This is a genomic window from Methylobacterium sp. Leaf104 (genome assembly GCF_001422885.1).
Classification (GTDB): Bacteria; Pseudomonadota; Alphaproteobacteria; order Rhizobiales; family Beijerinckiaceae; genus Methylobacterium.
Genome location: NZ_LMMZ01000034.1, coordinates 373,896 through 391,239 on the forward strand (window position 1 = coordinate 373,896; position 17,344 = coordinate 391,239).

Consider the following 17,344-nt stretch of genomic DNA (forward strand, 5'->3'; position numbering starts at 1 on the left):
CCGCGCGCGCCTCCGCGCGCCATCAAGCGCCATGACCCTCAGCCCCTGGAACGCCACCGTCCTCACGCTCTACCCCGCGATGTTCCCGGGACCGCTCGGGGTGTCCCTGTCCGGAGAGGCGCTGGCGCGGGGCACCTGGAATCTGGAGGCCCGCGATATCCGCGAGCACGGTCTCGGGCGCCACCGCGCGGTGGACGACCCCCCCGCCGGCGGCGGCGCCGGCATGGTGCTGCGCTGCGACGTCCTCGCCGCGGCCATCGACGCGGCGGCCGCGCCGGACGATCCCCGGCCCCGGCTCCTCATGAGCCCGCGCGGCCGTCCCCTGACGCAGGCTCGCGTGCGGGCGCTCAGCGGGGGACCCGGCGTGCTCATCGTCTGCGGCCGCTTCGAGGGCGTCGACGAGCGGGTGATCGCCGGGCGCGGCCTCGAGGAGGTGTCGATCGGCGACTACATCCTCTCCGGGGGCGAGGTCGCCGCGCTGGTGGTGCTCGACGCCTGCGTGCGCCTCCTGCCCGGCGTCATGGGCAAGGTCGCCTCCGGCGAGGAGGAGAGCTTCGAGGCCGGCCAGCTCGAATACCCGCACTACACCCGGCCGCGGGACTGGGAAGGCCGCGCGATCCCCGACGTGCTCACCGGCGGCAACCACGGCGCCATCGCGCGGTGGCGCCGGGCCGAGGCCCTGCGCCTGACCCGGGAGCGCCGGCCCGACCTGCTGCGCCCGCCCGAGGGCTGAACCGACGCGGGCGGGGATCTCGCGCTGGGAGCCGGCCCGGACGGTTCCATGCGGGATGGCTCGCGGAGACCGTTCAGAGACGCGCCGTCTCGCGGTAGTCCCGCGGCGGCAGGCCGAACCGGCTCTTGAAGGCGCGGCTGAAGAGCGACGGATCGCGATAGCCGCAGGACAGCATGATGTCCGTGATGGTCCTGCCGTGGCCGCCTGGAGCGGACAGGCGGCGGCGCGCCCGGTCGAGCCGCGCGTCCCGGATCGCCGCCGCGATGCCGCCATCGGCGAGGAACGCCTCGTACAGGCGGGTCCGGGAGACCTTCAGCGTCACCCGGACCTCGTCCGGCGTCAGGCCGGGATCGTGGAGCCGGCGTTCGATATACGCGCCGGCCAGGGAGCGAAGACCGACGGTCGAGGCTGCGTCGTCCGGCAAACCGGTCTCGGGATCGACGACCCCCCTGAGGAGATGCAGCACGGCACCAAAACCATGGGCCGTCTCGGCTTCGGACATGCGCTCGATCGAACCGGCGAACGACGTCAGGTAGCTGGCGAGCAGGTCGGACAAGGGACCGCCGCCCCGGACCATCCGACCGGCGCGGCTCCCGACGCTTCCGATGTGGGAGACGAAGACCGCGCGCGGAAAGCTCAGGCGGATTTCCTCGTAGGCGCCCGGAAGACCGGACACGAAGGGACGGTCGAGGGCGGTGAAACCAAGGTCTCCCGACTCGAGAACGCCGCCGCAGGCCCCCTGTTCGTGATGCGCCCGGCCGGCCACGAGCAGGCTGACGCAGACGTCGTCGACATTGTCCGCCCGGATATGCCGGTCGTTCCGCTCGACCTGTACGCCGCTGCTCCGGGTGTGCATCAGCATGCCGTGGGACGAGACGGCGAGCAGTCGCTCGGCCGCGAAGCTCCGGACATCTTCGGTATTGGAGGCATCGACGCGCGCCAGCGCCGTACTGCGCCAGTAATCGAAGCTGCGACCGGGTTCGACGTCGCGGGTCGTCTGACGCTGGGCGAAGATCACGGTCGTCGACACCCGGTCAATCGGTTCAAGTCCCTGTTCGTGCAGATGGACATGGGCACCGACCACGATCAAGCCGGACCGGGCTGTCCGGCAGCCAAGTGCCCGATCAACTTTTCGGAAGTCGTGCATTTTGCCGAGTCAGTCGGCGGATCGACCGGAACGCACCCGGTTTCCTCCCGCACGGCCCGGATCGTCCGCGTTCGCGCAGGGAGGTCCGACCGCCCGTGCGGGTGCGGATTGATCCCCGCCGCGGCGCCGGGCGCTTGCGTCCGGAACGGCGCGGGTCCATTGGCGTCTCCGGGCCACTCCTCCCCAACGAGGAGCTCTCATCTGGAAGGATGACGCACGTGACCAACCGACCCGCCACGCGCCCCCGCGTGCCGAATTTCTCGTCCGGCCCCTGCGCCAAGCGCCCGGGCTGGAGCCTGGAGGCCCTGGCCGGCGCGCCGCTCGGACGCTCGCACCGCTCCGCCGTCGGCAAGGCCAAGCTGAAGGAGGCGATCGACCTGACCCGCACGGTGCTGCAGGTGCCGGCCGATTACCGGATCGGCATCGTTCCGGCCTCCGACACCGGCGCCGTCGAGATGGCGATGTGGTCGATGCTGGGGCCGAAGACGGTCGAGGTCGTCGCCTGGGAGGCCTTCGGCCTCGAATGGGTCACCGATGCCCTGAAGGAACTCAAGATCGCGCCGCGCGTGCATGTCGGCGCGTACGGCGTCCTGCCCGACCTCTCGGCCGTCGACACCCGGCACAACGACGTCATCTTCACCTGGAACGGCACCGCCGCCGGCGTGCGCGTGCCGAACGGCGACTGGATCGCCGCCGACCGCGAGGGCATCACCATCTGCGACGCCACCTCGGCCGCCTTCGCGATGCCGCTGGACTGGTCCAAGCTCGATGCCGTCACCTTCTCCTGGCAGAAGGTGATGGGCGGCGAGGCCGCGCACGGCATGATCGTGCTCTCCCCCCGCGCCGTCGCCCGCATCGAATCCAACGTCCCGGCCTGGCCGGTGCCGAAGGTCTTCCGCCTGGCCAAGGACGGCAAGCTGATCGAGGGCATCTTCAAGGGCGACACCATCAACACGCCCTCGATGCTCGCGGTGGAGGACTACCTCGACACCCTGAAATGGGCGACGCGCATCGGCGGCCTCCCGGCGCTCCACGCCCGGGCCGACGCCAACGCGAAGGTCATCCACGACTGGGTGGCGCGCACCCCCTGGATCGGCCACCTCGCCGCCGATGCCGGCACCTACAGCAACACGGGCGTCTGCCTCGTCGTCACCGACCCGGACATCCTCGCGATGGGCGACGCCGTCGTCGGTGCGGTCGCCAAGGGCATCGCCGACGCCCTGGACCGCGAGGGCGTCGCCTTCGACATCGGTGCCTACCGGGACGCCCCGGCCGGTATCCGGATCTGGTGCGGCGGGACCGTCGAGGCTTCCGATCTCGAGGCCCTGACCCCGTGGCTCGACTGGGCCTTCGCGGCCGAGAAGGCGAAGCTCGCCCGGGCGGCCTGAAAACCGCGCGACCTCGACGAACGCGCGGCGTATTCCGCACGCGACGGAATCGGGCTCCTCTCCCGGTCCCGTCGCGCGTCGGCCTGCGCCCGAGCCGGACACCTCCATGCCCGCTCCCAGGGTGCTCATCTCCGACCCTCTCTCCGAATCGGCCGTGCAGCGCCTGCGCGACCGCGGCCTCGACGTCGATTTCCGCCCCGACCTCGGCCGGGACCGCGATGCCTGCGCCGCTCTGATCGAGGCCTATGACGGCCTCGCGATCCGCTCCACCACCAAGGTCTCCGCCAAGCTGCTGGCCCGCGCCCGGCGCCTGAAGGTCGTCGGCCGTGCCGGCATCGGCGTCGACAACGTCGACGTGGCGGCGGCCACCGCCCGCGGCGTCATCGTGATGAACACGCCCTTCGGCAACGCGATCACCGCCGCCGAGCACGCCATCGCGATGATGTTCGCCCTCGCCCGGCAGATCCCGCAGGCCGATGCCTCGACCCAGGCCGGCCGCTGGGAGAAGGCCCGCTTCATGGGCACCGAGCTGACGGGCAAAATTCTGGGCATCGTCGGCTGCGGCAACATCGGCGCCGTCGTCGCCGACCGCGCCATCGGCCTGAAGCTCAAGGTGATCGCCTACGATCCGTACCTAACGCCGGAGCGCGCCGCCGAGATCGGCGTCGAGAAGCTCGACCTCGACGCGCTCCTGGCCCGGGCCGACCTGATCAGCCTGCACGTCCCCCTGACCGAGCGGACCCGCAACATCCTCTCGGCCGATGCCCTGGCTCGGGCGAAGCCGGGCGTCCGCATCGTCAACTGCGCCCGCGGCGGTCTCGTCGACGAGGTCGCGCTGCGTGCCGCCCTCGAATCCGGCCGGGTCGGCGGTGCCGCCTTCGACGTCTTCGCGACCGAGCCGGCCTACGAGAATCCGCTCTTCGGGCATCCGAACGTGGTCTGCACCCCGCATCTCGGGGCCTCGACGAACGAGGCGCAGGAGAACGTGGCCCTGCAGATCGCCGACCAGATGGCCGACTACCTGCTAAGCGGCGCCGTCGCCAACGCGGTCAACATGCCGTCGATCTCGGCCGACGAGGCGCCGCGCCTGAGGCCTTTCGTGGAACTGGCCGAGAATCTCGGCTCGTTCCTGGGCCAGCTCACCGACGCACCGATCCGCGGCATCCGGGTGACCTACGAGGGCGCGGTGGCGGAGATGAACATCCGCGCCCTCACCGCGGCCGCCGTCACCGGGGTGCTCCGCCCCGTCCTGTCGGGCATCAACATGGTCTCCGCTCCGGCGGTGGCGCGCGAGCGCGGCATCATGGTCGAGGAGGTCACCCGCGCCGGCGCGGCACCCGATTTCGGATCGGTGATCCGGATCACCGTCGAGGCGGAGGACATGCCGCGCGATGCGGCCGGCACGGTCTTCCACGACGGCAAGCCGCGCATGATCGAGATCCGCTCGATCCCGATCGACGCCGCCTTCGCCGAGCACATGCTCTACGTGCGCAACCGCGACCAGCCGGGCTTCATCGGGCGCTTCGGCAGCGTCCTGGGCGAGGCCGGCGTCAACGTGGCGACCTTCAGCCTCGGGCGCGACGCCAAGGGCGGCAACGCGATCTGCTTCTGCGCCGTCGACGCGCCGGTGAGCGACGCGGTCCTGGCCCGGATCGCCGCGATCCCGCAGGTGAAGCGCGTGCGGCCCCTGCGCTTCTGAGGGGGTCGGATTCCGGAAACGCCGGGCCGCAAGCTGGCCTCCGAAGCGCATTCTGACGTAAACGCGGTCCGACGAAGAGGCCTCGGGCCTCGGCCCCGCCAGCATCCGGACCCGCCCCATGAAGATCGACGGCAAGCCCTACCGCACCATCTTCCCCGCCGAGGACGGCGCCTCCGTGGCGGTGATCGACCAGACCCGCCTGCCCTTCGCCTTCGAGCTGAAGGCGCTCTCGACCCTGGACGAGGCCGCCGTGGCGATCCGCACCATGGTGGTGCGCGGCGCGCCCCTCATCGGCGTCACCGCCGCCTACGGGCTCGCCCTCGGCCTGCGCGCGGATGCCTCCGAGGCCGGGATCGACCGGGCCGTCGCGACGCTGGCCGCCACGCGCCCGACCGCGATCAACCTGCGCTGGGCCCTCGACCGCGTCGCCGCCAAGCTCCGCGCCGTGCCGGAATCCGAGCGGCCCGCCTTCGCCTACGCGGAAGCCGGGCGCATCGCGGAGGAGGACGTGGAGAGCTGCCACGCCATCGGCGTCCATGGCGCCCAGATCCTCGGCGAGCTTCATCGCCGGAAGGGCCGGGCGATCAACGTGCTGACCCACTGCAACGCCGGCTGGCTCGCCACCGTGGATTGGGGCACGGCCCTCGCTCCGATCTACGTGGCGCACGAGGCCGGCGTGCCGGTCCACGTCTTCGTGGACGAGACGCGCCCGCGCAACCAGGGGGCGGCCCTGACGGCCTTCGAGCTCAATGCCCACGGCATCCCGCACACCGTCATCGCCGACAATGCCGGCGGGCATCTGATGCAGCACGGCGCCATCGACGTCTGCATCGTCGGCTCGGACCGCACCACGGCCTCGGGCGACGTCTGCAACAAGATCGGCACCTACCTGAAGGCGTTGGCCGCCAGCGACAACCGGGTGCCGTTCTACGCCGCCCTGCCCTTCTCGACGATCGATTGGACGCTGCAGGACGGCGTACGCGAGATTCCGATCGAGGAGCGCGACGGCCGCGAGGTCACCCATCTCACCGGACGCCTGGCCGACGGCGGCTTCGCCACGGTCGAGGTGGTCTCGCCGGGAAGCCCCGTGGCGAACCCGGCCTTCGACGTGACGCCGGCCCGGCTCGTCACCGGCATCATCACCGAGCGCGGCGTCGCCCCGGCCGATGCCGAGGGGCTGCTGAGTCTCTATCCGGAGCGGCGCAGGGCCGCCTGACGCCTCAGGCCTCGGGAGCCCATTGCCAGAACACCGAGCCGGTGAAGGCGAAGACCGTTTCGCCGCGCTGGTTCACGCCGGTGTTCTGGTGGGTCGCGAGGCCCCAGCCCGGGCGCGACGCGGTCTCGCGCTTGTCGATCAGGGCGCAGCTGTAGCGGATGCTGTCGCCGGCATAGACCGGCGCGAGCCAGCGCAGGTCGCGAAAGCCCGGCGAGGGGCCGAGCTGCGGGACCGGACCGGACGTCGCCGTATGGGCGACGTCGCGGCCGCGGGTGATGTGGAGCCGCTTCATCCAGGCGGCGGCCGTGTGCCAGCCGGAGGCACAGAGCGCGCCGAAATGGGTGTGGCGGGCGGCCTCGGGATCGAGGTGGAAGGCCTGCGGATCGTAGGCCCGCGCGAAGGCCGTCACGGCGTCCGGCGTGAAATGGTGCGCGCCGAGGTCCCGCACGGCGCCGATGGGAGCCGCTTCGAGGAAGGGGAGCATCTCGACGTCGTCGGACTCCTCGGGCGGCACGACCTCCTGCCGAGACACCGCCCGCGGCGGCAGCGGCGCCGCGCCGCGGCGGGGGAACATCACCGTGAAGATCTGCGTCATCACGCGCTCGCCGTCGCCGTTCAGGACGGTCATGGCGAAGCCGACGAAGCCGCGGTCCGGCTTGGTGTTCGAGACCCGGCAGGTCTCGACCCGGACCGAGATGCCGAGGCGATCGCCCGGCAGCACCGGCCTGAGCCAGCGCAGCTCGTTGATTCCGGGCGAGCCCATCGAGGTCGCGCCGCGGAAGACGTGCTCCTGCAGCAGCCGCATCCCGAACCCGGCGGTCTGCCAGCCGGAGCCGATCAGCCGGCCGACGAAGGTTGCCTTGGCGGCCTCCGGATCGAGGTGGAACGGCTGCGGGTCGAATTCCCGGGCGAAGGCGACGATCTCGGCTTCCGTCACCGTCACCGGACCACCCTCGATCACCGTACCGGGCGTGAAGTCCTCGAAGGCGATGCCGGTCATGCGGGTCCTTTCAGGCGCTGGGGACCAACGGGCCGCGGGAGGGCCCGGCGATGCGGGAGCGAGGCCGTTCCCGCCTGCGTCGGATCAGTTGGCGAAGCGGAAATGCAGCACGTCGCCGTCCTGCACCACGTATTCCTTGCCCTCGAGGCGGAACTTGCCGGCCTCCTTGGCGCCGGCCTCGCCCTTCAGGCTCGTGTAGTCGTTGAAGGCGATGGTCTCGGCGCGGATGAAGCCCTTCTCGAAATCCGTGTGGATCACGCCGGCGGCGGCCGGGGCCCGGGTGCCCTTCTCGATGGTCCAGGCGCGCGCTTCCTTCGGGCCGACCGTGAAGTAGGTGATGAGGCCGAGGAGTTCGTAGCCGGCCCGGATGACGCGGTTCAGGCCGGGCTCGGCGAGGCCGACGGCCTCCAGGAAGTCGCCCTGGTCGGCCAGGGGCATCACGGCGATCTCGCTCTCGATCTTGGCGGAGACCACCACGGCCTTGGCACCCTCCGCCTTGGCGCGGGCCATCACCGCCTCCGAATAGGCGTTGCCCTTGTCGGCATCGCCCTCGTCGACGTTGCAGACGTAGAGGACCGGTTTCGCCGTCATCAGGCCGAGGCTCTGGAACAGGCGTTCCTCCTCGGGCTTGCGCTGCACGAGGCGGGCGGGCTTGCCCTCGCGCAGCAGCGGCAGGGCGCGCTGGACGAGGTCGAGGGTTTCCTTGGCTTCCTTGTCCGCGCCCTTGGCCTTCTTCTCCAGGGCGATGACGCGCTTCTCGAGGCTGTCGAGGTCCGCGAGCATCAACTCGGTCTCGATGGTCTCGATGTCGGCCGCCGGATCGACCTTGCCCTCGACGTGAGTCACGTCACCGTCGGTGAAGCAGCGGACCACGTGCGCGATGGCATCGACCTCGCGGATGTTGGCGAGGAACTGGTTCCCCAGGCCCTCCCCCTTCGAGGCGCCGCGCACGAGGCCGGCGATGTCCACGAAGGTGAGCCGGGTCGGGATGATCTCCTTCGACGCGGCGATCTTCGCGAGATCGTCGAGGCGCGGGTCCGGCACCGCCACCTCGCCGACATTCGGCTCGATGGTGCAGAACGGGTAATTCGCCGCCTGTGCGGCCGCCGTCTGCGTCAGCGCATTGAAGAGGGTCGACTTGCCGACGTTCGGCAGGCCGACGATGCCGCATTTGAAGCCCATGGGTCACCTGTCCGTTCGCGGGTCCGCTGGAAGCCTGCCCGCGTGAAATCCGATGTGGCCGCCGCGGTCAATCGCGCGCGTTGACCTGCTTGACGTCGTCCCAGCCGCGCCCCGCCAGGGCGAGGTGGACCTTGTTCTGGAAGCTCGCATCCTCGCCGCCCGCCAGCAGGGGCGCGTGGTCGGCGATGGCCCGGCAGAGGTCGTCGACCCAGGCCTCCTCGCCCTTGCCGAAATCATTCAGCACGTAAGCGTGCACCAGGGCCTTGTCCCCGGGATGGCCGATGCCGAGGCGGACCCGGCGATAATCGTTGCCGCATTGCGCCGTGATCGAGCGCAGCCCGTTATGGCCGGCATTGCCGCCGCCCGTCTTCACCCGCAGCTTCGCCGGAGCGAGGTCGAGTTCGTCGTGCAGCACGATCACGTCGGCGAGGGCGATCTTGTAGAAGCGCTGCGCTTCCTGCACCGCGCGCCCGGATTCGTTCATGAAGGTTTGCGGCTTGAGCAGGATCGCCCGCTCGGTGCCGAGAGCGACCTCGGCGATCTCACCCTGGAACTTGCGGCGCCACGGCCCGGCGCGGTGCACGCGCGCGATCTCGTCCACGGCGAGGAAGCCGATGTTGTGGCGGTTCTTGGCGTAGCGGGAGCCGGGATTGCCGAGGCCGACGATCAGGCGCATGGCGCGAATCGATCCAGACAGGTGTTTTCGAGGGACCGCGGAGCGCGGCCCCGGAAACGGAGATGCCCCAGCCTGATGGCCGGGGCACCCGCAGGGATGGGCTGAGACAGGGCTTGCGCCCCGGCCTCAATCCTCCTTCTTCTCGTCCTCGGCAGCGTCCTCGGACGCCTCTTCCTCGGCCTTCTCCTCGGCGGCCTCGGCGGACTGCGCCTCGGCGATCGCGGCCTCCTCGGCCTCGACCTCGGCGCCGAGAACGGTCGGCGGCACGATGTTGGCGACGGTGGCGTCGGGCTCACCCGTGAAGGTGGCGCCGGAGGGCAGCTTCACGTCGGTGATGTGGATGGCATCGCCGATCTCGCGACCCGTGAGGTCGACCTCGATGGCTTCCGGGATCGCGTCGGGCGCGACCTCGAGGGCCAGCGTGTGGAGCACGACGTTGAGCGTGCCGCCCTTCTGCTTGATGCCGGGCGCCGCGTCCTCGTGCAGGAAATGCACCGGAACCTCGACCGTGATCGACTGGCCGGCGACGACGCGCAGGAAATCGACGTGGATCGGCACGCCCGACACCGGATCGAGATGGAAGTCGCGCGGGATCGCGCGGGTCTTCTTGCCGCCGGCATTGATCTCGAACAGGGTGGTCTTGAAGCCACCGGCGTAGATCAGGGTGCGGACGCGGACGAGGTCGACGGCGATGGATTGCGGGGCCTGACCGCCTCCGTAGATGACGGCGGGAACTTGACCCTGGCGACGAACGGCCCGGGCGGCCCCCTTGCCGACCCGGTCGCGTGCCACGGCCTCAAGCGTCTTGACTGCGCTCATGGCGTGATCCTTTTGAAAATGAAAATCCCGGGGAAACGCGAAAGGCCGCCCGAAACGGACGGCCATGCCCCGATCCCCGAAGCGCCCGTGCCTCCAAGGGTGTCTGGCGGGCGCTGGCGCGGCCTATACCCGCAAGCGTCGCGCGGCGCAACCGAAGTGTCTTTTCGATCGGGTGGTTTCGGATCGAACGGCCGTCCCGAGGCCATCGCCCAGGCCCGGCCCCCCATCTGGGATCGCCCGCGGGCTGTGGCGGCCCGGCATGCCGATCGACGAGAGCGGCGCGAGCGGCGCGAGCGGCGAGCGCACCGGCTCTACTCAACGCTCGGCGGATCGGATGATTCGGATGGTCTTTTCGAGACGCGAGCGCTCCAATGGGAGACGTCCCATTGGAGCGCGGGTCGGACGATGCCCGCCGTGATACACGGGGCGGCCGTCTCAGCGGACGGAGGCGTCGGCGGTCTCGGCGACGCTCCGCCGGGTGGCGGGCGCGCGCGGGGTCAGGGAGGGCGTCGTCGTCAGTTCGGAAGCGGGACGCACGGCGGCCGTGACGCGGGCCTGCTCCCGATACAGCGGCGGGGTGAGGAAGGTGCGATCGTCCGCCAGGGCGGTGTTGGCCAGGCTGGCCGTCGTGAGCGTCGCGAGGATGAGGGTATGGAGGGTCATGATGAAGGTCCTTGGTGTTCCGGGGGCGCGTGCCGCGCTCGGTGATCGCAATGTATTTGCACTGCACCATCATTCAAACAGATGTTTTCAATATCCGATATCTACTGGATCAATGATGGTGCGCGAGTGGCCGGGCCGGGGCGTCGGGTCGGTCAGCGTGCAGCGGCGTCGAGCCGGGCGCCCCAGACATTGAGTGTGCGGCTCGCTTCGACGCGAATGGGCTCGACGGTGCCGCCGGAGGTGTAGGCACGCTTCGGCGCCACCGGGGCGGCCGTAACGCGGGCGCCGGCCCCCTCCGTCGGCAGGACGGTCTCGTCTGGATGCTGGTCCGCCGCTACGAAGGTGTGGCCCCAGGCCTGATAGGTGCGTGGCTCGGCGGCGTTGGCGTGCGCCGCGACGAGGCCGAGGCCGGCGGCGAGAACAGCGGCGTGGGTGCTGCGAACGGTCATGGTCTTTCTCCGGGATGTGAGCCTTGGATCCGGTCCGCCGTCCTGGCGGAGCGCCTCGGCTCATTGCGATAACGTTGATATAAACGTTACTCACCCGAATTCCGTGCGGCGCCGCACATAGGTTGGTATCAATCCTCTGGGGCGGTGTTCGTCCGAAGGGCTCGCCCGAGTCGCAACCGCGGATCGATCGACTATATGGTTGGTATCAACCCGATGGAGGCCGCCGCGTGGCGCGTTCACCCGATCTGACGCCCGCCATCGCCGCCACGGTCGAGCAGGCCTGTTTCAACTTCGCGGCCCAGCGGGCGGCGCGCGCGATCGGGCGCCGATACGATGCCGCCCTGCGGCCGACGGGTCTGTCGAACTGGCAGTTCACCCTGCTGATGATGCTGGTGCGCGACGAGGCGCCCACCGTCACCGCCCTGGCGCAGCATCTGGCCTCCGACCGGACGACCGTCACGGCGAACCTGAAGCCGCTGGAGCGCCGCGGGCTCCTGGCGATCCGACCCGACGCGGATGATCGCCGCGTCAGGCGCATCGTGCTGACGGACGAGGGTCGGCACCTGCTCAGCGAGGCCTACCCGCTTTGGCAGGCGGCCCAGGCGGCCTGCGGGAAGCGACTCGCCGGCGTCGGACAGGAGACCTTCCGATCCGCGGCCGCCGCCCTTTCCGCCTGACGCCGAGGGGATCGCGCCCCGGCAATGCGATCGAACTCCTCAGCGACTTCGAAACCATAGGACCGGATCGTCGGCGCTTGCGCCGGATATCCGGTCCGCTGCCGACGGCGCGTTCACCCTCCCCGCCCTAGCCTTCGGCCTCTGCGAGGGATGGATTCGATGACGCGACCGATCGTGTGGGCGCTCGGAGTGACGGCGGCGGCGGCGATCTGGGCTGTCGGCCTGGCGGATCGATTCCAGCGTCCGGCCCCAGAGCGGGCCGCGGTGGCGACGCCGCTGGCGGAGCGTTCGCAGCCCTCAGCGCTCCGCAGCGGCCCGAGCACCGTGACGCTCTTCGCCGATGCGCAGGGACACTTCTCCACCGACGTCACGATCGACGGGCAGCGCCTGCGCATGCTGGTCGATACCGGGGCGACGACCTGCGCCTTCACCTACGAGGATGCCGAGCGCGCCGGGCTGCGGGTGAGCGAACGCGATTTCCGCGTTCCGGTCCAAACCGCCAACGGAGTCGCCATGGCGGCGGCGATCCGGATACCCGAGATGCGGATCGGCACCATCACCGTCCAGGGCGTCAACGGCATGGTGATGCCGCGCGGGCGGCTCTCCACCAGCCTTCTCGGCATGTCGTTCCTGAAGCGCCTGAACGAATTCAGCATGAATGGCGGCCGCCTCACCCTGCGCGGATGACACCCGGACCGGTCCGATCGAGCCGGGCGGCCGGCCCACGGGACCCCGGCCCCGATCCACCGAGGCCGTCCTCAGCCGCCGTGGCCGCCCACGGCCTTGAGCCGGTATAGGGCCTCCAGGGCCTCGCGCGGCGTCAACGCGTCGGGATCGATGGCGTCGAGGGCGAGCCGCAAGGTGTCGTCGGGCGCCTCGGGGGCCGGCTCCGGCATCGGCGGCGGCGCGAGGTTGGCAAAGAGCGGCAGGTCGTCGATGCGGGGGCGAGACGGGCGGTCGCGCTCGGCCTTCTCCAGATGCTTCAGGATCGATCCCGCCCGCGCGATGACGCCGGCCGGCAGGCCTGCGAGCCGTGCCACCTGCAGCCCGTAGGAGCGCTCGGCCACGCCCGGCACCACCTCGTGCAGGAAGACGACCTCGCCCTTGTGCTCGGCCACCCGCAAGGTCGCGTTGTCGAGATGGGACAGGCGCTGCCCGAGCGCGGTGAGCTCGTGGAAGTGGGTCGCGAACAGGGCGCGGCAGCCGTTCTGCTCGTGAAGGTGCTCCAGGCAGGCCCAGGCGATGGAGAGACCGTCGAAGGTGGCGGTGCCGCGACCGATCTCGTCGAGGATCACGAGGGAGCGCCGGGTCGCCTGATTCAGGATCGCGGCGGTCTCGACCATCTCCACCATGAAGGTCGATTGCCCGCGTGCGAGGTCGTCGGCCGCCCCGACGCGGGAGAACAGCCGGTCGACGAGGCCGAGTCGAACGCGGGTCGCGGGAACGAAGGCGCCGATCTGCGCCAGGACGGCGATCAGCGCATTCTGGCGCAGGAAGGTCGACTTGCCGCCCATGTTCGGCCCCGTGACGAGGCGGATGCGCCCGCGCCCCTCCCCCGACAGGTCGCAATCGTTGGCGATGAAGGGAGCCCCGGACAGCCGCAGGGCCGCCTCCACCACCGGATGGCGCCCGCCCTCGACCACGAAGGCGTAGCTCTCGTCGACCACCGGCCGGCGCCAGTCGCGCTCGACGGCCAGCTCGGCATGGGACGCGGCCACGTCGAGGCCGGCCAGCGCCTCCGCCACCTCCGCGACGGCGCTCGCCTGGGCCAGGACCCGCCCCGCGAGAGCGTCGAACACCGCGCCCTCCAGGGCGAGCGCCCGGTCGGTCGCGCCCGAGATCCGGCTCTCGAGCTGGCCGAGCTCGACGCTGGTGAAGCGCATCGCGTCGACCATGGTCTGGCGATGGATGAAGGTCTCGCGCATCACGCCCTTGAGGCAGGCCTCGCCCACCCCCTGCGGCACCTCGATGTAGTAGCCGAGCATGTTGTTGTGCTTGATCCGCAGGGTGCGGCAGCCGGTCTCCTCGGCGTAGCGCGCCTGTAGGGCGGCGATGACCTTGCGCGAATCCTGTCCGAGCAGACGGCTCTCGTCGATCTCGGCATCGTAGCCCGCCCGCACGAAGCCGCCGTCCTGGCGCTTCAGGGGCAGGTCGTCGGCCAGGACGGCACGGAGTTCCGCGACCAGGGCGCGGTCCACCGCCGCCAGCCGGGTCGCGGCGGCCACGAGATCCTCCGGCAGGCGTTCCAGGGCCGCGCAGCGTTCCGCGAGGTCCTGGGCCGCGTCGAGCCCGTCGCGCAGGGCCGCGAGGTCGCGCGGTCCACCCCGTCCGAGGGCGAGACGCGAGAGGGCGCGGGCGAGGTCCGGCGCCCGGGCCAGGCTGGCGCGGAAGGCCGCGCGGGTGGCGGCGTCGTCGGCCAGGAACTCCACCGCCGCGTGCCGGTGGCGGATCGCTTCGAGGTCGGTCAGGGGGCCGGCGAGGTGCTCGGCGAGGAGGCGCGCCCCACCCGCCGAGACGGTCCGGTCGATGGCGTCCAGCAGGCTGCCCCGGCGTTCGCCGGAGAGGGTCCGGGTCAGTTCGAGATTGGCCCGGGTGGATGCGTCGATCGAGAGGGTCGCCCCCGAGCTCTCCCGCGTCGGCGGCGAGAGCGTCGGGCGCGCACCGATCTGCGTGCGCTCGATGTAGAGCAGGGCCGCCCCGGCGGCGGCGATCTCGGCCCGGCCGAACTGCCCGAAGCCCTCCAGGGTGGTGACGCCGAACTGCGCCTTGATCCGTCGCTCGGCCGCCGCCGGCTCGAGTTCGCCCTGGGCCAGCGGCGTCACGGGTGCCGGGCATTCGCGCCAGAGCCGCGCCAGGGCCGGGTCGGCATGGATCGCCTCCGACAGGACGATCTCGCGCGGATCGTGGCGGGCGATGGCCGAGCCCAGTTCGGCCGCCGGGACCTCGCTCAGGGAAAAGCGCCCGGTGGAGATGTCGACCGCGGCCAGTCCGTAGACGGAGGCGGTCTCGCCGGCCTTGCGCCGGCCGATCGCCAGCAGGACGTTGGCGCGGGCAGGATCGAGGAGGCGATCCTCGGTGATGGTGCCGGGCGTGACGAGGCGGACCACCTCGCGCCGGACGACGGATTTCGGCCCCCGCTTCTTCGCCTCGGCCGGATCCTCCGTCTGCGCGCAGACGGCGACGCGGTGGCCGAGGGCGATGAGACGGCTGAGATAGTCGTCGGCGCGGTCCACCGGAACGCCGCACATGGGGATGTCGGCCCCCCCGTGCTTGCCGCGCTTGGTGAGCACGATCCCGAGGGCGCGCGAGGCGATCTCCGCATCCTCGAAGAACAGCTCATAGAAGTCGCCCATCCGGTAGAACAGCAGGCAGTCGGTGTTGGCGGCCTTGATCTCGATGTACTGCGCCATCATCGGCGTGGCGCCGGCCGTGTCGAGGACGGCAGCGCTAGTGGTGTAGTCCGAGGGGGCGGAACCGGTCTTGGCGACGGAGCGGGCGGGACGCTGTGACATGGCCCCAGCATAGCAGAGCGGCCGCTCGAGGATCAGCGCGGCGGTGCGTCTGGCCTGGGGAGAAACATCTGCGAGGCCTCACTCCGAACGCGGAAGGGGCCGGCATGCCCGGCATGCCGGCCCCCGATCGACCCGGGCCGCGAGGGCCTCGAACGGCGATCAGTAGCGCGGGCCGCCCGAGGTGTTGCCCTTCTGCTGCTGGTAGCCGGGCTGCGACGGGTTGCGGGAGTTCGGATCGCTCATCATGCGCGAGCGCGGCATGCGGTGCATGCGGCGGTGATGACGATGGTGGCGCATGCCACGGTGGTGCCGGCGGTAGGCCACCTGATCGATGCCCTGGTCACCGGCCACGGCGACGGCAGGCGCCGGCATCACGGGAGCGGCCGACGCAGATGTCAGTCCGATGGCGCCGAGCAGGGTGCTGGCGGCCAGAGCGATCGCAAGTTTCGTCATGAGTTCCATCTTCCCTCGACGCGCCGGTTGCGCATCCAGCCAACAAGTTCCTGGTCGTGAATCCGTTCCCATTTCGGAGCCGGAGCAGGTTGGATTCAGTCGCGGGGACTCGGCACATGGCAAAGACATCGGAAATCGAACGCCGCATGCCCGGCTGAACAGACGTCGGCCTCCGGCGCGGGACCGCGCACAGCCATCAGGCCGGGGACTGGACCCGGACCTTGCCTGCCGCCGGCGATGCCGGCCGGAAATCTTCGCTGGACCGGCCCGAACCAGGGTCGGGCGCGATGCCGTCACCGGTGCCCTTCGGATGGATCGATCGCGCGACGGGCCGCCTCACGGCACCGGCCGGCGACCGGCGCATTCATTGCCTCGGGCACCGGACGCTCTGTATGAGCGTCGCTCGCGTGCCGTCGCCGGCGCACCGGCGATGCGCCGCGATCCCAGCCCGTCGGGGGGCGGGATCATGCCCTGAAAGGAAACCTCCATGTCCTGGACCGTCCACTGGAGCGAGCCCGTCGAACCCGGTCTGACGGAAGAGGACATCACGCCCCACGTCTACCTCGCCCTGCGCGGCGAGGAGGAGGCGCTGGCCGTGGCAGGGGAGTTCCTGGAGAAGGGGCTGATCGTCTGGTCGATCCGGCGGGACCACGGGATCCTGGAGATGGATCGCCACCGGGTCTTCCACCATTTCAATCCGCTGACCTCCTAGGGTCGCGGATTTCGGCGCCGCGCATCAGATGGGATCTCGCGGATCGGCGCGGATCGCAGGGTACGCTTTCGTCGGACTCCGACGCGCCGAAGCTTCGCTCGCAGCGGACGTGACCCGGCGCGTCCGGAATCCGGCGCCTCGCTCAGAACGCGTTGGTTCGGCGCGTGATTTCGGCCAGGACGGTGCGCACGAGGATCTGGATGTCGAGGCGCAGGCTCTGGTTCTCGATGTACCAGAGGTCGAGCGCTCAGAACGCGTTGGTTCGGCGCGTGATTTCGGCCAGGACGGTGCGCACGAGGATCTGGATGTCGAGGCGCAGGCTCTGGTTCTCGATGTACCAGAGGTCGAGGGCGGCGCGGCGCTGCATGTCGGCCAGGGTGGGGGTGGGCCCGCGCGAGCCGTTGATCTGGGCCCAGCCGGTGATGCCGGGCTTGACGGCGAAGCGCTGGCGGTAGGTCGGGATCTCGGCGCCGTAGTAGAGGTCGTGGGCCAGGGCATGGGGCCGGGGACCGACCAGGGCCATGTCGCCCTGGAGGACGTTGAGGAGCTGGGGCAGCTCGTCGATGCTGGTCCGGCGCAGGAGGGCGCCGACCCGGGTCACGCGGGCGTCGCCGCGGGTGGCCTGGTGCACGACCGCCCCGTCGTCCAGCACGCGCATGGTGCGGAACTTGTAGATCTGGAAGGCGCGCCCGTCCTTGCCGGTGCGGGTCTGGCGGAACAGGACGGGGCCGCGGCTGTCGAGGCGCACCAGCAGGGCGACGAGGACCAGCAGGGGGGCCAGGAGGACCAGGGCCAGGGCGGCCAGGGTGGGATCGAGGGCGTGTCTCAGGGCCGCCAGGTTCGGGCGCGGCCGGGCCAGGGCGACGGTCTCCGAGGCGACGGAGACGCTCGTGCGGGCAGAGGTCGTGTCCATCGTGACGGAGCCCTCAGGATAAGCAGACATCGGTTCCCATCCATCCGCAGGCGCTGACGCGAAACAGGGCAGATCTGTCCCAATTCGCGGCAAGTTTCGGCGTCC

Annotated in this window: 17 protein-coding genes; 7 read left to right on the forward strand and 10 right to left on the reverse strand. The window is 70.8% G+C overall.

The features are described 5' to 3' along the window. The first annotated feature begins 31 nt into the window (after positions 1 to 31). Complete coding sequence (gene trmD / locus ASF49_RS17000) at positions 32 to 733, forward strand: tRNA (guanosine(37)-N1)-methyltransferase TrmD (RefSeq protein ID WP_056475452.1); 702 nt, start codon at positions 32 to 34, stop codon at positions 731 to 733. 73 nt (positions 734 to 806) lie between these two features. On the opposite strand, the gene ASF49_RS17005 is transcribed toward trmD, so the two are convergent. Continuing rightward, positions 807 to 1,763 (reverse strand): helix-turn-helix domain-containing protein, encoded by a 957-nt coding sequence (locus ASF49_RS17005; protein ID WP_056475455.1) that lies wholly within the window; start codon positions 1,761 to 1,763, stop codon positions 807 to 809. 326 nt (positions 1,764 to 2,089) lie between these two features. Here ASF49_RS17005 and ASF49_RS17010 point away from each other — a divergent pair, with 326 nt between their 5' ends. From ASF49_RS17010 to mtnA, 3 genes are all read left to right on the forward strand, one after another. Beyond that, a complete protein-coding gene (locus tag ASF49_RS17010) occupies positions 2,090 to 3,268 on the forward strand; it encodes a phosphoserine transaminase (RefSeq protein WP_056475457.1) in 1,179 nt (392 codons plus the stop codon). Positions 3,269 to 3,374: 106 nt separating this feature from the next. Next, the gene (gene serA / locus ASF49_RS17015) at positions 3,375 to 4,967 is read left to right on the forward strand and encodes a phosphoglycerate dehydrogenase (protein ID WP_056475461.1); all 1,593 of its coding nucleotides are present in this window, start codon (positions 3,375 to 3,377) and stop codon (positions 4,965 to 4,967) included. Positions 4,968 to 5,085: 118 nt separating this feature from the next. Then, the gene (gene mtnA, locus ASF49_RS17020; RefSeq protein ID WP_056475465.1) at positions 5,086 to 6,183 is read left to right on the forward strand and encodes an S-methyl-5-thioribose-1-phosphate isomerase; all 1,098 of its coding nucleotides are present in this window, start codon (positions 5,086 to 5,088) and stop codon (positions 6,181 to 6,183) included. A gap of 4 nt (positions 6,184 to 6,187) precedes the next feature. On the opposite strand, the gene ASF49_RS17025 is transcribed toward mtnA, so the two are convergent. The 6 genes from ASF49_RS17025 to ASF49_RS17050 form a co-directional block, all read right to left on the reverse strand. Further along, the gene (locus ASF49_RS17025) at positions 6,188 to 7,183 is read right to left on the reverse strand and encodes a MaoC family dehydratase (protein WP_056475468.1); all 996 of its coding nucleotides are present in this window, start codon (positions 7,181 to 7,183) and stop codon (positions 6,188 to 6,190) included. Between the two features lie 84 nt (positions 7,184 to 7,267). Continuing rightward, entirely contained in the window at positions 7,268 to 8,365 is a 1,098-nt protein-coding gene (gene ychF / locus ASF49_RS17030) for a redox-regulated ATPase YchF (RefSeq protein ID WP_056475471.1), read from the reverse strand. A 67-nt stretch (positions 8,366 to 8,432) separates the two neighbouring features. Continuing rightward, positions 8,433 to 9,041: an aminoacyl-tRNA hydrolase gene (gene pth, locus ASF49_RS17035; protein WP_056475474.1), complete on the reverse strand. Its 609-nt coding sequence runs from the start codon at positions 9,039 to 9,041 to the stop codon at positions 8,433 to 8,435. 126 nt (positions 9,042 to 9,167) lie between these two features. Continuing rightward, on the reverse strand, positions 9,168 to 9,860 hold the full coding sequence (locus ASF49_RS17040; protein WP_056475477.1) for a 50S ribosomal protein L25/general stress protein Ctc: 693 nt from the start codon (positions 9,858 to 9,860) through the stop codon (positions 9,168 to 9,170). Positions 9,861 to 10,295: 435 nt separating this feature from the next. Beyond that, positions 10,296 to 10,523: a hypothetical protein gene (locus ASF49_RS17045; protein WP_156653060.1), complete on the reverse strand. Its 228-nt coding sequence runs from the start codon at positions 10,521 to 10,523 to the stop codon at positions 10,296 to 10,298. 152 nt (positions 10,524 to 10,675) lie between these two features. Beyond that, positions 10,676 to 10,972, reverse strand: coding sequence for a hypothetical protein (locus ASF49_RS17050; RefSeq protein ID WP_056475480.1), 297 nt, complete (start codon positions 10,970 to 10,972; stop codon positions 10,676 to 10,678). A 227-nt stretch (positions 10,973 to 11,199) separates the two neighbouring features. Here ASF49_RS17050 and ASF49_RS17055 point away from each other — a divergent pair, with 227 nt between their 5' ends. Together ASF49_RS17055 and ASF49_RS17060 are read left to right on the forward strand one after the other, a co-directional pair. Next, positions 11,200 to 11,649 (forward strand): MarR family winged helix-turn-helix transcriptional regulator, encoded by a 450-nt coding sequence (locus ASF49_RS17055; protein WP_056475484.1) that lies wholly within the window; start codon positions 11,200 to 11,202, stop codon positions 11,647 to 11,649. 159 nt (positions 11,650 to 11,808) lie between these two features. Then, the gene (locus ASF49_RS17060) at positions 11,809 to 12,336 is read left to right on the forward strand and encodes a retropepsin-like aspartic protease family protein (protein WP_056475611.1); all 528 of its coding nucleotides are present in this window, start codon (positions 11,809 to 11,811) and stop codon (positions 12,334 to 12,336) included. Positions 12,337 to 12,407: 71 nt separating this feature from the next. Here the strand turns inward: ASF49_RS17060 and mutS are convergent, their stop codons facing one another. Together mutS and ASF49_RS17070 are read right to left on the reverse strand one after the other, a co-directional pair. Then, positions 12,408 to 15,161 (reverse strand): DNA mismatch repair protein MutS, encoded by a 2,754-nt coding sequence (gene mutS, locus ASF49_RS17065; protein WP_056475487.1) that lies wholly within the window; start codon positions 15,159 to 15,161, stop codon positions 12,408 to 12,410. A 159-nt stretch (positions 15,162 to 15,320) separates the two neighbouring features. Further along, the gene (locus ASF49_RS17070; protein ID WP_082511383.1) at positions 15,321 to 15,614 is read right to left on the reverse strand and encodes a hypothetical protein; all 294 of its coding nucleotides are present in this window, start codon (positions 15,612 to 15,614) and stop codon (positions 15,321 to 15,323) included. 487 nt (positions 15,615 to 16,101) lie between these two features. Here ASF49_RS17070 and ASF49_RS17075 point away from each other — a divergent pair, with 487 nt between their 5' ends. Then, on the forward strand, positions 16,102 to 16,326 hold the full coding sequence (locus tag ASF49_RS17075; protein ID WP_056475492.1) for a hypothetical protein: 225 nt from the start codon (positions 16,102 to 16,104) through the stop codon (positions 16,324 to 16,326). A 247-nt stretch (positions 16,327 to 16,573) separates the two neighbouring features. Here ASF49_RS17075 and ASF49_RS17080 read toward each other — a convergent pair whose 3' ends face one another. Next, a complete protein-coding gene (locus ASF49_RS17080; RefSeq protein ID WP_082511366.1) occupies positions 16,574 to 17,269 on the reverse strand; it encodes an exopolysaccharide biosynthesis polyprenyl glycosylphosphotransferase in 696 nt (231 codons plus the stop codon). Between the last annotated feature and the right edge of the window lie 75 nt (positions 17,270 to 17,344).